The sequence below is a fragment of the Verrucomicrobiia bacterium genome, from assembly GCA_035460805.1.
Classification (GTDB): Bacteria; Patescibacteriota; UBA1384; order CAILIB01; family CAILIB01; genus DATHWI01.
Window position 1 is genome coordinate 1 of sequence record DATHWI010000112.1, and the last position, 15,510, is coordinate 15,510.

Sequence of the window (15,510 nt, forward strand, 5' to 3'; positions counted from 1 at the left end):
GCCAATGCACGAAATGGTTTGCTGGCACGCGCAATGGCACCCTTGGTATCAGCAAAGCAGAGTGGAAAGGGGGCACCCTCTATTAGTGGGAGGACGGCGGGGAGTGAAGCATTGGGCCGGCCTGCCACAGCCCGGGCTGCATGGTCCAGCTCTTTTTCCAGCCGGTACATTTGGGAGCGTTGCCACACTACAACGAAAAATAGGAGCAATACTGCTGCTCCGCTAAAAAGGAAATAAAGTAGTAGCGATTGCCCCTCCATAACTAACTTTAGTGTACCACACGCGCTTGCTTCACCACCTTCCCTATGCGAAACTGGTGATACCAGCTTTAAGGCCCAGCCAAACCATGAAAAAGATCCTCGTAGTTGAAGATGAACAGATGCTTGCCAAGATCATTGGCATGAAGCTTGAAGAGGAACAATACGAGGTGGCCCACGCATACGATGGTGAAGAGGCATACAAGCTTCTCACTGGCGGTGAGAACCTGCCAGACCTTGTGCTCCTAGACGTTCTGCTCCCTAAGATGAGCGGTTTTGATGTTTTGGAGAAGCTCCGCGCTGAGGGCAAGGCACTTCCTAAGATTATCGTATTCTCCAACTTTGCTCAGAAAGCAGACGTTGAGCGCGCACGTTCACTTGGTGCCGTGGATTACATTGTGAAAGCCGCTTTCTCACCAGCTGAGATCCTTGGCAAGATCAAAACTATCCTAGAGGAAAGCGAGGCGGCACCAGCAGCGCCGGCTGCCGGTGAAGGCCAGGCAGGGTCCAGCGCCTACCAAAGCTTCGAGTCTCTCGAAGACGTTATGCCAATGTCAGAAGTGCTGCATCCTGATAACCAGACGAATAACCCATAGGCTTGAGCGGCGACCCCGCAAAGGAGAGGGAGAGTGTACCCCACGCTGTCGCAACAGGCTTGGAAGCCAAAAACGAGTGTCAAAGTACGGTTTGCCTTAGCGCAAGGTGTCTTTATTGCGCTCATTATTTCGTTGCTGGCCATTACTCTGTACTTCCCGGTTAAGCAGCGCCTCGTCCGGATTACTGATAACTCCTACAAGATCCTCGTGAACAACGTGGCCTCTAGTGTGTTTGCCCCTTATTTTGCCGGCAACAACAAAGAGGTTATAAACGCCGTTCGCCGAGTAGAGGGCCAGCAGGGAGTGAAGTATGTGATGGTTGTTGATAAGGAAAACAATGTCTACTACGACAGCGTGACAGGGGACCCGTCCCTTCAGGGGAAGAAATTCAGCGACGAGCTGACAGGAAAAGTTACTAAGGGTGACACTGCTGTGGGGAAGGTGGAGCGGGATGGCGCAGTGTACTACAACTACGTTGCTCCCTTCATTAGTGGGAACGAGGTTTCGTATACCATCCGTATCGGTGTGGATGTCCAAGTTATTGACGGTGAATTTAACCGCTTGTCCAGGTTGTTCATCTACTTGGGTGTGGCAGGTATCCTCCTTGGTATCCTCGCGTCGTACATCCTCGCCTCGCGGATGACCCGGCCTATCGTGGCGCTTACGGAGTCTGCCTTGGCGATCCGCGCCGGTAACCTTAATGCCTATCCGAACATCACCACGAATGATGAACTGGAGCAGCTGTCGCACGAGTTCCAGCGCATGGTAGAAAAGCTGAAACAATTCTATTTCCAGGAATACAACCAAAAAAAGCAGGCTGTAGATGCCAAGAAACGACTGGAAGAGGTAAACACCCGCCTGAAAGAACTCGACCGGCAGAAAACAGACTTCTTGAATGCGGCCTCCCACCAGTTGCGCACCCCGCTTTCAGTCATCCACTGGTCACTATCTTTGATTGTGGAAGAAGCTGAGAAGCTGCACATTCCTGAGCAGGAACGAGAGCTGCTTACTGAGTCGCTCAAGAGTACCAAGCGCATGGTTGACTTGGTCAACGACCTCCTTGACCTCTCCCGCATGGAGCAGGGAAGAAAGGAGCTTTCTTGGGAAAAGGCCAACTTCAGCCAAGTTTGTGACGAGCTAGTGAGGGCACTCCAACCCCTTGCAGCAAATAAGAGCCTGCAACTTACCTATGAACGCTGCAATGACATTCCCGATTCCTTCTTAGACCCCAAGGCTTTCTACCAGGTGGTGAACAACTTTGTAGACAATGCTATCAAATACACTAAGGAAGGTTACGTTAAGCTGAATTGTGAGCTTGTGTCACCAGATCGTGCCGAGATCCGCATTACAGACAGTGGAATTGGTATGACGGACGAGGAGCGGACCCGCCTCTTTACCAGGTTCAGCCGTGGCGAGGAAGCATCAAAAATGTTTGCCAATGGTTCCGGACTTGGCATGTTCGTGGCACATGAAATACTGCGCCAGCATGGCGGCGAAGTAAGTGTCCAATCTGAAAAAGGCAAGGGCACCACCTTCACGTTAAGCGTCCCGCTTTACCAAGAAATACCTAAGGCGCCTGAGCCAAAAGACCAGCCGCTTTTGGAGGATAAAAACCAGCAGGCCGATATCGCCCGCATACCTGAAAAGAAAATTGATGAGGTTGCCAGCACCCCTCCGGTGTCAGATACTAAAGAGGTAAAAGTGCCTGAGCATAAGCCTGAAAAGAAGGCGAAGGACCACAAGAAGGGGAATGCCTAACCAACAACCAGAACCTATACAAGAAGAAAGCCTTGTTCCTTCCCCTGAGGACCAGGGTTCTCTTTCTGTGTCGGCGGAAACTGACGCGGAGGCTCTCCTTAACTTTCAGCGTGACGGGGAGCAGGAAAGCATGGATCCTCTCATGCAGGCCATCCAGCAGGAGCTGGGCCAGCAGTTGGCGCCAACTGGCGGGATACCATCTGAGGAAATGCTCAACCCCTATACGGACGACGAGGTCTTCCGTGCAGTAAACCTCACCAAGGCATATGGGCAGGGCGCGGCATACAACGAAGTAATTAAGGGTATTAGCTTTACGGTAAAAGAGGGGGAGTACGTAGTGATCTACGGCCCTTCGGGTTCAGGAAAGTCCACTCTTCTCCACATGCTGGCTGGGCTTGAGAAGCCGACTCGTGGTGAGATCCGTATCCGTAACGTATCGTTTTCTGCCTTTACGGAAGACGAAATGGCGTTGTACCACCGTGAGGGAATTGGACTTGTCTTCCAAAGCTTCAACCTCCTTGATTCACTGCGGGTGTGGGAAAACGTTGCGTTCCCTCTCATGCTTGCCGGTGCGCCAGAAGAGTGGCGCCAGCATGAGGCATTGAAGATGCTGGAGCGCTTTGGATTGGAAGATTTTGCCAGTCACTACCCCAACCAGCTTTCGGGTGGCCAACAGCAGCGCGTAAGTTTGGCGCGTGCCCTTATCCACGACCCAGCACTGCTTTTGGTGGATGAGCCTACGGGAAACTTGGACACAAAATCTTCGGAAGTTGTTGTAAAAGAGATCGAACGCTTACACAAGCAGGAGCGGCGTACTATAATCTTAGTAACGCATAGCCAGGTCTTCCTGCCGTACGCCAACAGAGTTTTCTATATTCGTGACGGGACCCTTCTCACAAGTAATGAGCAAAATAGCGTCGATCCGGCTGAGTGATATGCTCCCGCTTGCTTGGGGGTCTATTAGGCGCAACCGCCTTCGCTCCGGATTGACAGTAGGTGCCATCTCCGTTGGTATCGCCCTTGTTGTCTACCTTATTTCGCTTGGTTTTGGCCTGGAAGAGCTTACATTGGGTAGTGTTCAACGCTCCGCTTCGCTCCTTTCGCTTACCGTTGAAACCGCCTCCAAAGAGCTGAACCCTCTCGATGCCATTGCCCTGGAAAAGATTAAGGGCACAGAGGGGGTGATTAAAGTCCTTCCTCGTATTACAATCAAAGGCCAGGTACAGCTTGATAAAACGTTTGCCAATACCACTATCGTTGGCGTTGACCCTGAGTACCTCCAAATTACAGATTCCACCCAGCTTTTGGTGGGAAGGTATTACCGGCCAGAAGATACCCAGGCCATGGTGGTGACCACCGGGTTCCTTAAGCTCTTTGGTTTGGATGAGAAAAAAACTCCGCTCGTGCTGTTCCGCATCCACCCGGACACCCAGGACTACCCTGGCGCACCTATACTCCAAGACGTGTTGGTTACTGGTGTGGTCCAAGCTGATGATTCGCAAGTTGCCTATTTGCCGCGGCTCTACCTGGAGGGCGCAGTGGGTGCGAATGCCCCCAACTATGAACACATCAAGACAACCGTAGCGGGAATCGAACAAATTGCCCCAGTCAGAGACACGCTGAATACGCGTGGCTTTAAGGTTAGCGCGGCGGTTGATACAGTGGATGACATTAAAAATGCCTTCCGGTGGATCCGCGGCATTCTGGCCGCCCTCGGGCTCATTGCCATTTTCATTGCCACAATCGGCATGTTCAACACGCTTACCATCAGCTTGCTGGAGCGCACAAAAGAGATTGGCATCATGAAGGCGCTGGGCGTGCGTAAAAAGGATATCAAGCGCCTGTTCCTGACAGAGGCAATTCTCATGGGTGTACTGGGAGGGGTCTTTGGCCTTCTGGGAGCCCTTTTCCTCCAACAGCTTACCCTCTTCACCCTGTCACTCCTGGCAAGCCTAGCGGGTGGGACGGTCCCTGTTGTCTTCCGAAACCATCTCTTTTTGCTGGCAGGTGCCTTTGTGTTTGCTATGCTCATTGCAGCGGTTACGGGAATTTACCCGGCACGGCGTGCTTCTAAGCTCAACCCGATCGATGCGATTCGTCACGAATAAACTCCTAGCATTTGCCTTGGCCCTTGCGGTCGGGGCGGTTCCAGTATCGGCTGCGCCGACGGAGTTTTCGTCGCCGGGCTATACCATTGGCGGTGTCATTTTTGGTGGCACTGGGACCCTTCGTTATCCCGTTGCCTTTACTCCCCCCGCCATTACGGCAGGCCCTACAGTGAGTGCCATCACCATCACCTCTGCTGTTGTGACATGGACAACTGACCGCGCAACCACCGGCATCGTGTTTGTGGGAAGTGCGCCAGGGGACTATGAGTTCCAAGCAGCCGACGCGTTCACCCCTACCATTTCCAGTCACTCGGTTGAGCTGAACTTCCTTACCAAGAACACTGCCTACTACTACAAGGTGAGATCGGTGGATACATTCGGGAATGCCGTGGAATCCGCAGAAGCAACGTTTAACAGTGACGCCGGGGACATTACGGCCCCAACCATAACGAATGGCCCGGTTGCCTCGCAGGTTTCCGGTACCCAGGTAACCATTACATGGATTACCGATGAGCTTTCCAACTCCATTGTGGATTACGGCATTCAGTCCGTGGCAGACAACTCCACCGGGCGGTTTGATGAACGTTCACTTTTCCACCAAGTCACCCTTGCTGGTCTCTTGGGTAACCAGACGTATAAATTCCGGGTAAAAAGCACCGACAGTTCAGGCAATACGGTTACCAGCAACGCGGGGGAGGTGACAACCATCTCGTCCCCGGGTATTACGGAGGTTCGCATTACCGACGTAACCCTAAACTCTGCCGTGGTGCAGTGGCAAACTACCGTACCCAGTACCACCACCATTGCGTACGGCACGTCTGCGGGGAATTACTCTAGCACGATAGATGACCTAAGCGTTTCTGAATCACACCTTGTGCGTCTCACTGGCTTGGAAAACGGTACCACGTACTATGTCCGCCTCTCTGGCTTAGACGGGTCCGGTACCCGCCTCACCTCAGACGAATACCTCTTCAAAACGGTTATCCTGCCGCGCATTGATGACTTTACTATTTTCGATATCCAATCCCGCAGCGCCAAATTGAAGTGGGTTGCTTCCACGGAAGTCGACGCCTTTGTACGGTATGAAATCCTCAAAGCCGAAGACCCTAAGCTGAATGGCAAAAAGCTGGCCACTGGTGATGACAAGCTTGCCATTGAGCATGAAATCCAACTGGAAGACTTAGAGGCCAATACTGAATACGGCGTAAGCCTGCTTGGTAAGGATATCTTTGGCAACCAGGCCATCTCCCCAAGTAAAACCTTTACTACCCTTCCCGACCGGGAGCCCCCAACTATCGAGAACTTACGGAGCGATACCACCGTGGACCTTGGCAGCCGTCAAACCGTGCAGGTGCTTATTTCCTTTGGTGTCTCAGAGGCGGCCAAGGCTGTCATTGAGTACGGTGAAGGGGCGACTGGCCCGTTTTCCAAGAAGATTGAAACTGACACAGATTACACCACCAACAAGTTCATGGTTATCCCAGGCCTTCGTCCAGGTGAGTCTTATCACTTCAAAGTAGTGGTGACTGACCGTTCAGGAAACGTGGCCGAAAGTGCCGAATATAACGTTTTGGCGCCGGCGAAACAGGTTTCACTTCTTGACCTTATCTTTGGCCAGCTCCGCATGAACTTCGGTTGGCTAACCACTATCGGACAGTAACGCATGAAAAAACCCACCTCCCTCAAGAAAATATGGATCCTGTTTGGGGTTGCCACAGCCCTCATCATGCTTATCGCGGTGAGTGCCGTGCTCTTGGTGACGGCGAGGCTGCAGCAGGAACTCCTGAAGAAAGAGCCTGCTTATGAACCTGCCACCCTGTATAACCGTGCTGTAGACCAAACCACAAAGGGGGACTACCAGGCTGCGGAGGCTTCACTGGAGCAGGCGCTTAAACAGCAAGATGACGCTACCTACAAAAGCCAGTTGGCAGTGGTCAAATACCGCCTGAAAAAGTACGAAGAAGCCATTGTGCTCTACCAGAAGCTTATTGCCGATGGCAAAGACGCGGCTTTTGGTTGGAACGGGATAGGAAATGCGTACCGCGACTGGGCAGATGCTGACGCCGCACGCGCTGATACCTACCGCGCAGAGGCTATAAAAGCCTACGAACAGTCCATTGTGCTCAACCGCCAGTATGTCGCGGCATATTCAAACCTTGCCCTGCTCTATGAGGCGCAGGAAAAGTACCCAGAAGCCCTTGCTGTTTTAGACCGTGGAATTGTTGCAACAGGGGCTCAAGAGCTCTCTCAGATTCGCCAGAGAATTGCCACAAAATAGGGGGGTCATATTGTGTGCTCTCAGAGCATACAAAACCACAATAAGTTATCCACAGTCCCCTTACATTGAAAGGGGTTCCTTGAGATAATGATGAGGACCAAAGTGTCATAAATACCACCGCTCCGAATGACAGGTTCTAATCTGAAAATACAGGTAGCTGCGTACATGCGTAGCTTACTTGGTGCCACCCTAGCGGTAGGTGCTATTGCTGTATTTGGGTTTTCCACACTTCTTCCTGTAAACCAGGTTCAAGCAGCTGCTGATCAGCTGCCTTTTTCCGCTCGTCTCACCACCCCGTCCGGCTTTAACGTTCCAGATGGCACTTACAGCGTTCTCTTCAAGCTTTACACTGCTGCCACGGGCGGTTCACCAGTCTGGACAGAGACTCACTCCACTACGGTTACCCGTGGTGAATTTGCGGTTTACCTGGGCTCCGTTACCCCGCTTACGGGTGTAAATTTCCAGGGTCCGCTCTTCCTCAGTTTCAAGGTGGAAGGCGACCCAGAAATGTCCCCACGTTATGAACTGGGTTCAGTGCCAAACGCTCTTAACTCCGCCAAGCTTAATAACCTGGACTCTTCCGCGTATTTCCAGAAGGCTGAAAACGAAACCATCACCGGCGATACTACTTTTTCCGGTACGGCCACCTTCAACGATGGCGCCACTTTCACAGGCGGTATTGCCATTCAGCCAGCCGCTGTTTCCGGTAACGCCTTGGCGGTAAACACTGTCGCAGGTTTTACGGGCAACCTCCTTTCCCTTCAGGTAAATGGCAGCGACCGCCTCACGGTAAACCAGGCTGGGAATATCACTGCAACCGGCACACTTACCAGTGGCGCACTTTCCGTAACGGGCAATTCTACCATCACCGGTACCCTGGGTGGCCTTACGGGCTTGACCGTCGTTTCTGGTGGGGCAGCGATTACGGGGAACTCGACAATCACGGGAACCCTTGGCGGCCTAACCGGCCTAACCGTTGTTTCTGGCGGTGCTGCCATTACTGGCAACTCCAGCGTTACCGGTACCCTTGGAGTCTCCAGCTCCCTTACTGCCGCCGCTATTACTTCCAGTGGCCAGTTCACAAATACCTACAGTCCATCCGTTCCAGCCGCTGGTTGGGCAATTGCCGCGCAGGGGACACCGCTCAATACGCCAAACGCACCTGTAGTTGCTATTGGTAACGGTGGGTTCACCGGCGGCATTAACGGCTTTGCAGGCTCTGGCAACGGTACTCTACTAGGTATTAACACCGACGCGTCTTTCGCCGGTAACTTGGTAGATTTCCAGGTTGCGGGAGCTAGCAAGTTCCAGGCTACTGCCACAGGTAATGTCACCACTGCTGGAAGTCTTACTGTTACTTCCGGCGGCATTTCTGTTTCTGCAGGCGGGTTTGCGGTCACTGGGAACTCTACCTTGGTCGGCACACTTACTGGTTTGACCGGCCTGACGGTTGCCTCCGGTGGCGCAGACATTACCGGTGACAGCCAAATTACTGGCGCGCTTACCGTGACCGACACCCTTACCCTTTCCAATGGTGCAGATGTCACGGGTGGCATCGACAACAATGGCGATGGCATCACTAACGCCGGCGCTATCTCTGGCGCAACAACTATCGATTCCACAGGTGCCATTAACGGCCTTTCCATATCGGGTGGAATTATTTCCGTAGGAACCTGGCAGGGGTCGATTGTTGATGTGCAATACGGCGGAACAGGAGCGGGGAGCTTCACCGCAAACGGTGTTTTGTACGGTAATGGCACTGGGCCAATTCAGGCTACGGCCGCAGGTAATAACGGCGAATGTTTGATTACAGCTGGGGGCGTTCCTGCGTGGGGTGGTTGTGCTACTTCTGGTTCAGGAAGCACCCTCCAGGCAACCTACGACAACGGCAACGTTCTTAACACTACCAACGCCCGTGACCTGGCAATCAACCTTACGAACACTGGGACTGATTCCAACTTCACCGTTACCGTAGCCGATGATTCTACAGGATACGTTTCCTTTGTCCGCGCTAATGGCGCCGGTACTAATGACCCTGCGCAGCTCTTCCTTTTGGACAACCTGGATATCAACCGCGCCCTTCCTATTGCATTGAAGATCCAGTCTGCCGCCGGTGGCCTTACTACGGCGGTAGATCTTTCTGACCCTGACATTGTCTCTTCCCTCGCTCTTGGCGCTAACGATATTACCGGTACAAACTTTGGTCTTACCGGATCAACCGGGGCAATCATTGGCGGTACTTACAATGGCCAGACAGTTTCCAGTGTTGCTAATTTCACCGGCTCACTAGCAGTCGCCAATGGCTTTACCGTAACTACTGGCACGGTTTCACTTCCTGCGGGACAGGTTGATAACACCGAGCTGGCTAACTCTTCCCTTACAGTAACTGCCGGCACCAACCTTCAAGATGGAGGATTAGTTGCCCTTGGTGATTCCATTACCTTGAATGTAGTAGATGACCCAACTTTTGCCGGACTCGTGACAGCTGACGCTGGTCTCGCCGTGACGGGTGGCATCGACAACAATGGCGATGGTATCACCAACGCCGGTGCTATTTCCGGTGCTACCACGGGCGGCTTCTCTAGTGATGTAACTGTGGGTGGTACCTTGGGTGTCACCAGTACCATTAACGGCGCTACCATTTCAGGGGGCACCCTTTCCGGAGGAAATGTCTCTGGTGGTACCCTCTCTTCCTCCGCTGTTAATGGCTTGTCTGTTGCCGCTGGAGTAGTTTCTGTTGGTCAGTGGCAAGGTACAGCAGTAGGTGTGCAGTATGGTGGTACTGGAGCGGGTTCCTTTACCTCAAATGGCCTGCTTTACGGCAACGGTACGGGCGCCCTTCAGGTTACCGCTGCGGGTGTTTCCGGACAAATTCCGGTCGCAAATGTTTCCGGTGTTCCTACCTTCGTTACCCTATCAAGTGACGCCACGCTTGCTGCTTCTGGCGCACTCACCCTCTCCACTGTTAACTCCAATGTTGGAAGCTTTGGTTCTGCAACCCAAGTCCCTGTGGTTACCGTTGATGCCAAGGGACGTATTACCGCAGTCTCTAACACTACGGTTACTGGCGTTACTCCTGGCGGGACAGCAGGCGGAGACCTATCGGGTAGTTATCCAAATCCAACCGTTGCCAAGATCAATGGTGTAGCTCTTGGATCAACTACAGCCATTGCCGGTAATCTGCTTATTGGTTCCGGTACGGATTGGGTCACACAGGCTTTGAGTGGTGACGCCACCATTTCCTCACTGGGTGTGCTGACCATTGCAGATAATGCCATCACTACGGACAAGATTTTTGATGGAAATGTTACCAATGCAAAACTTACGAATGATTCCGTAACCATTACCGCTGGATCAGGCTTGACCAACGGTGGTGCCGTGGCCCTTGGTGGCTCAACAACAATTAATGTTGGTGCAGGTACCAATATTACGGTGAATGCCAACGATATTGCCGTGGTGAGCAACCCTACCTTTGCTGGCCTCGTGACGGCTGACGCTGGTCTCGCCGTGACAGGTGGCATCGACAACAATGGCGATGGTATCACCAACGCCGGTGCAATCTCTGGCGGGACTACCGCTGTATTTGGTACCTCTGTCACAACTCCACTTATTGCAGGGGGTACACTTACCGGGGGTGACCTTTCTCTCCAATCCACTACCCACGGCACGAAGGGTAATGTCTACTTCAACGGTACTACCGCCTACGTTGATGGCTCCTCAAACCTCTTTGGCGCTGCACTTAACGTAGGTACGGGTGCTGTTACATCGGGCTTGGTTAATGGTCAGACTATCTCTTCCGCTGCAAGCTTTACCGGTACCGTTACAGCCGCTACTGGACTTACTGTTTCTGCTGGTGGCGCAGACATTACGGGAGATATAACCCTCGCCGGTAACCTCTTACCGTCTGGCTCTCGCGATGTTGGCGCTACAGGTACCCGTTTTGCTAATGGGTACTTCACTACGCTTGATGTAAATACTCTTACCGTTAATACAAGCTCTACCGTAAACGGTCAGTTTATTGTTTCTTCCACAACCTCACCGCAACTTACGGTTAAGTACGACAACTCCAACTACCTCACCACCGCTGTATCCTCAGCTGGCGCGGTTACCTTTGATGCAGTAGGTGCGGGTGCTTCCTTCACCTTTAGCGACGGAGTTACCGCCAACGTCTTTGCCTCTTCCGGTGTAACAATTACCGGTGGATCCATTAACGGTACAACCATTGGTGCAAGTAGCCGTTCAACTGGCGCCTTTACTTCTCTGGCGGCTAATAACGGAGTAACGGTATCGTCGGGTGGCGCAGCTATTACAGGTAACTCAAATGTAACGGGTACCCTGGGCGTTTCTTCTACCTTAACCGCTTCCAACGGGTTTACACTTTCTGCTGGCGTGCTCACTTTGCCAAGCAGCTCCGTTACCAATGCCTTCCTTCAGAACAGCTCCCTTACGGTAACTGCAGGTACCAACCTCCAGGATGGAGGATTAGTTGCCCTTGGTGATTCCATTACCTTGAACGTGGTAGACAACCCTACCTTTGCTGGCCTCGTGACAGCTGAGGCGGGATTGGATGTCACTGGTGGCATCGACAACAATGACGATGGCATCACCAATGTTGGTGCTATTTCCGGTGCAACAACGATTGGCGCGAATGATACCGCAACGCTCTCTAAGACGGGAGGGGTTGCTCTTCAAGTAACTGGTGCACCAGCTGGAAACGGGAGCTCTTCACTTCTTCAGATTGGTTCAGCTATTACCGGTGGTTCAGCAAGCGGTACCTTCCTAGGTATGAATACTACAGGTGGTTTCAGTGGAAACCTCCTGGACTTCCAAGTAGGTGGAACAAATGTATTTAAGGTTACTGCTGCCGGAGTGCTGACCGCTGCCTCTACTATCAACGGCGCCACCATTTCCGGCGGAACCCTTTCTGGTGGATCGGTTAGTGGCGGTACTTTCTCGGGTGGCGCTGTGAGCGGCGGGTCTCTCTCTGCGGCTGCGGTGAATGGTCTCTCAGTGGCAGCCGGCGTCATTTCAGCGGGTGAGTGGCAAGGCTCTACCATCGGGGTAACCTATGGTGGGACAGGCTTGGACGCTGTGGTCACGGGCGATGTCCTCTTTGCTAGTGCAGCTGATACTCTCTCTGCCCTAGCTATTGGTGGCGATGGTAGCTGTCTCATTGTTACCTCTGGTGTTCCGGCTTGGGGTTCTTGTCTTGGTGGCGCTACGGCCGACTCTTTGCAACAGGCTTACGACGCCGGCAATACCATCACCACAACCGACGGTAATGATCTGGCGGTCACTCTTGCTAACACAGCTACTGATGCCAACTTCCGCATCAACATTGCTACAAGTTCCACAGGAAAGTTCGCTGTTCAGAGTAACGGTACCGACCTCTTCCGTGTTACCTCTTCTGAGAACCGCATCCTTTCCAATGGTTTGATAATTGATGCAGGTGGCCTTACGGTTACTACTGGCACTGTTTCCTTGCCTGCTGGACAGATTGGCAATGCCGAACTGGCTAACTCCTCGCTTACCATTACCCCGGGGACCAATCTCCAAGACGGCGGCCTCGTATCTCTTGGCGGCTCCGTCACCTTAAATGTAGTGGACAACCCTACCTTTGCTGGGCTGCTCACTGCTAGTGCTGGACTTTCCGTTACGGGTGGCATCGACAACAATGACGATGGCATCACCAATGCTGGTGCTATCTCCGGTGCTACTACTATTGATGCGACCGGTGCAATTACTGGTGGAACTATTTCCGACGGCACCCTTTCCGTTACTTCGGGTGCACTCACCGGTGGAACCACCGCAGTATTTGGCACCTCTGTCACAACACCGCTTATTGCCGGAGGCACGCTCACTGGTGGCAACCTTTCCCTTCAGTCCACAACTCACGGCACGAAGGGTAATGTCTACTTCAATGGCACGACGGCATATGTCGATGGTTCTTCGAACTTGTTTGGTGCCGCACTTAATGTAGGGGCGGGCACCATTACTTCTGGGCTCATTAACGGCCAGGACATCGACGCAACGGCCAATTTCACGGGTACCGTTACTGCCGCTACCGGGCTTACTGTTTCCGCTGGTGGCGCAGACATTACGGGGGATGTTACCCTTGCTGGTAACCTTCTTCCATCTGGTAGCCGAGACATTGGCGCAACTGGCACCCGTTTCGCTAACGGTTTCTTCACCGCGCTTAATGTAAACAGCCTCACTGTTAACACCAGCTCTACCGTAAATGGTCAGCTTGTTGTTTCTTCCACTACCTCGCCTCAGCTCACCGTTAAGTACGACAACTCTAACTACCTCACTACAGCCGTCTCCTCTGCTGGGGCTGTCACATTTGATGCGGTAGGTGCCGGTGCGGCCTTCACCTTTAGCGATGGGGTCACTGCTAATGTCTTTGCGTCTTCTGGTGTGACTATCACGGGCGGCTCAATTGACGGCACCCCCATTGGCGCAAGTAGCCGCTCCACCGGTGCATTCACTACCCTGGCTGCCAATGCCGGCCTTACCGTTTCAGCGGGCGGCGCTTCTATTACTGGCGATATCACTACGGTTACTAACATTACTGCTACCGGGACCATTGCGGGCGCCACCATTAACGCAACTACTGCCCTTCAGACGGCTGGTACCACTCGGGTAGATGCGTCTGGAAACCTTACCAATATTGGCAACATTACCGGTACTGCTGGTGTGCAGTTGCAGGCTACGGCCGGCACCCTTGCCCTTGCTGCTACTGGTGCCAATATCATTACCGCTTCAACAAATGGGTCTGAACGGTTCCGCATCAACGACACGGGTGCGGTAGTTGCTGCTAACGGCTCACTCACGCTTACTGGCGGAACTTCCTTCCCGTCTTCTCCTTCTGAAGGACAGATGTTCTTCCGGACTGATACCAAGCAGCTCTATGTCTATGCCAACGCAAAATGGCAGGCTGACCGTTCAACGGCCACCCTAATAGTTGCTGCCTCTGACTCCCAGAATAAGGAAAAGGCTGACTACGTTGCGGATGGTACGGGCGACCAGACTGAAATTAACGCCGCAATTACAGCCCTTCCTTCCACGGGTGGTCTGGTTTACCTCTTGGATGGAACGTATAGCGTTAGTGCCTCTGTCGCTATTGCGAAGAGCAATGTTTCCTTGGTGGGTGCCGGAAAGAGCGCTGTCCTCTCGCGTGCTTGGAATGAAACCACTAGTACACAGGGCGCAGTGGTTGTTCTTGGTGATGGTGCTAGCTCCTACGGCAAGATTACCGTCTCTGGCTTTACCATTGATAGCAACGGGGCAACTTATACTCACGCCAACAACACTGCCATTGCCCTTAATACGCGGATTAGTGACAGTGAGGTGAGTAACATGTACCTCACCAAGTCCTCTACTAGCGCCAATGCTATTTACCTTAACGGTTCTTCCGGCGCTGGCCTTGATCGGATACGTATTGTTGGCAACAGCTTTGTTAATACAAGTGCGGTAGGCACTGGTCTTACCACGACATATACCACGCAAAGTGTGTTCTCGGGCAATACTTTCTACCGTGTTGGTGCGCCAATGAACTTCAATACTTCCAGTACAGGTAACACAATCACTGGCAACACAATTAGTACATATACCTGTAACGCGTTCGCCTTCTTTAACAACGCAAGTTACAACACAGTCACCGGCAACACCTTTACGGGGAACAGTTGTGGCGGTGGCAACGGTGCAATTTATATGGTGACAAGCCATAACTTGGTCTCAAACAACACCATCTTTAGCCTTTCAGGAACTACCGATGGCATCTACCTGCACAGCTCCTCTTCGTACAACACCGTTATTGGGAACCGTATTTATGATGTTGGTGGCTCCACTAGCAGGAGTGGTATCTACGTAGCTGGTAGTTACAGCATTGTTTCAAATAACGATATTACGGATACGGCCGGCTCTGGGTACGCAATTGAAGTTGTTTCAGGAGCTACGGGTACCGTTTTAAGTAACAACCGCTACTCAGGTACGGGCGCAGCGGCCATTAGCGACGCGGGCACCGGCACCATCTACAACTCCCAGCTCTTTGGCTCCGACATTGTAATGAAGGGTACTGCTAACATTGGTATCAATACCACGGGACCTGACCGTCGCTTGGATATTCTCGATGCCTCCGCTCCACAGCTCCGCCTTACCACTACCGACGGTTCCGTGTACGGTGACTTCCAGAATACGGCCAATGCTAATGCAATCCTTACTGGTTCTAACCTTGCTAGCGCCGCAGCTCGCCAATATGGTTTGGCCATCCAGCCAACCATCGCACAGAGTTCTACTGGTGCGTACACTGCCCTCTTGGTAAATGCGACAGAAAATTCCCTTGGTGCCGGTCCAAACTACCTTCTTGATCTGCAAGTGGCTGGTACATCTAAGCTTTCCGTTACCAATAGTGGTGCACTTACCATCGCGTCAGCGCTTACCGTTTCCGCGGGGGGTGCTTCCATTACGGGTGGTCTTAATAACAATGCGGGTGGAATCACAAACGCAGGCAA

8 protein-coding genes are annotated in these 15,510 nt (G+C 52.6%); 7 read left to right on the forward strand and 1 reads right to left on the reverse strand.

Going from position 1 to position 15,510, the window contains the following annotated elements; all coding sequences use genetic code 11:
* Nucleotides 1–209, reverse strand: a 209-nt coding sequence (locus VLA04_04485) for a hypothetical protein (protein ID HSI20922.1), incomplete at its 3' end; no start/stop codon positions are given.
* A gap of 137 nt (nt 210–346) precedes the next feature.
* Between VLA04_04485 and VLA04_04490 the strand changes: the two genes are divergently transcribed.
* The 7 genes from VLA04_04490 to VLA04_04520 form a co-directional block, all read left to right on the forward strand.
* Nucleotides 347–853 carry a response regulator gene (locus tag VLA04_04490; GenBank protein ID HSI20923.1) on the forward strand — a complete coding sequence of 169 codons (507 nt, stop codon included), beginning with the start codon at nt 347–349 and terminating at the stop codon, nt 851–853.
* Nucleotides 854–886: 33 nt separating this feature from the next.
* Nucleotides 887–2,611: a HAMP domain-containing sensor histidine kinase gene (locus VLA04_04495; protein HSI20924.1), complete on the forward strand. Its 1,725-nt coding sequence runs from the start codon at nt 887–889 to the stop codon at nt 2,609–2,611.
* On the forward strand, nt 2,604–3,545 hold the full coding sequence (locus VLA04_04500) for an ABC transporter ATP-binding protein (GenBank protein ID HSI20925.1): 942 nt from the start codon (nt 2,604–2,606) through the stop codon (nt 3,543–3,545). Before VLA04_04495 ends, VLA04_04500 begins: the two co-directional genes overlap by 8 nt.
* Nucleotides 3,514–4,719: an FtsX-like permease family protein gene (locus VLA04_04505; GenBank protein ID HSI20926.1), complete on the forward strand. Its 1,206-nt coding sequence runs from the start codon at nt 3,514–3,516 to the stop codon at nt 4,717–4,719. Before VLA04_04500 ends, VLA04_04505 begins: the two co-directional genes overlap by 32 nt.
* Entirely contained in the window at nt 4,700–6,379 is a 1,680-nt protein-coding gene (locus VLA04_04510) for a fibronectin type III domain-containing protein (protein HSI20927.1), read from the forward strand. Before VLA04_04505 ends, VLA04_04510 begins: the two co-directional genes overlap by 20 nt.
* A 3-nt stretch (nt 6,380–6,382) precedes the next feature.
* Nucleotides 6,383–6,997 carry a tetratricopeptide repeat protein gene (locus tag VLA04_04515; GenBank protein ID HSI20928.1) on the forward strand — a complete coding sequence of 205 codons (615 nt, stop codon included), beginning with the start codon at nt 6,383–6,385 and terminating at the stop codon, nt 6,995–6,997.
* Nucleotides 6,998–7,162: 165 nt separating this feature from the next.
* A partial coding sequence (locus VLA04_04520) for a hypothetical protein (GenBank protein ID HSI20929.1) occupies nt 7,163–15,510 on the forward strand: 8,348 nt, incomplete at its 3' end.

Excerpts from the sequence above, each read along its gene's own strand:
- VLA04_04490 (HSI20923.1), top strand. The coding sequence starts at position 347 with ATGAAAAAGATCCTCGTAGTTGAAGATGAACAGATGCTTGCCAAGATC.
- VLA04_04500 (HSI20925.1), top strand. The coding sequence starts at position 2,604 with ATGCCTAACCAACAACCAGAACCTATACAAGAAGAAAGCCTTGTTCCT.
- VLA04_04505 (HSI20926.1), top strand. The coding sequence starts at position 3,514 with ATGAGCAAAATAGCGTCGATCCGGCTGAGTGATATGCTCCCGCTTGCT.
- VLA04_04510 (HSI20927.1), top strand. The coding sequence starts at position 4,700 with ATGCGATTCGTCACGAATAAACTCCTAGCATTTGCCTTGGCCCTTGCG.
- VLA04_04515 (HSI20928.1), top strand. The coding sequence starts at position 6,383 with ATGAAAAAACCCACCTCCCTCAAGAAAATATGGATCCTGTTTGGGGTT.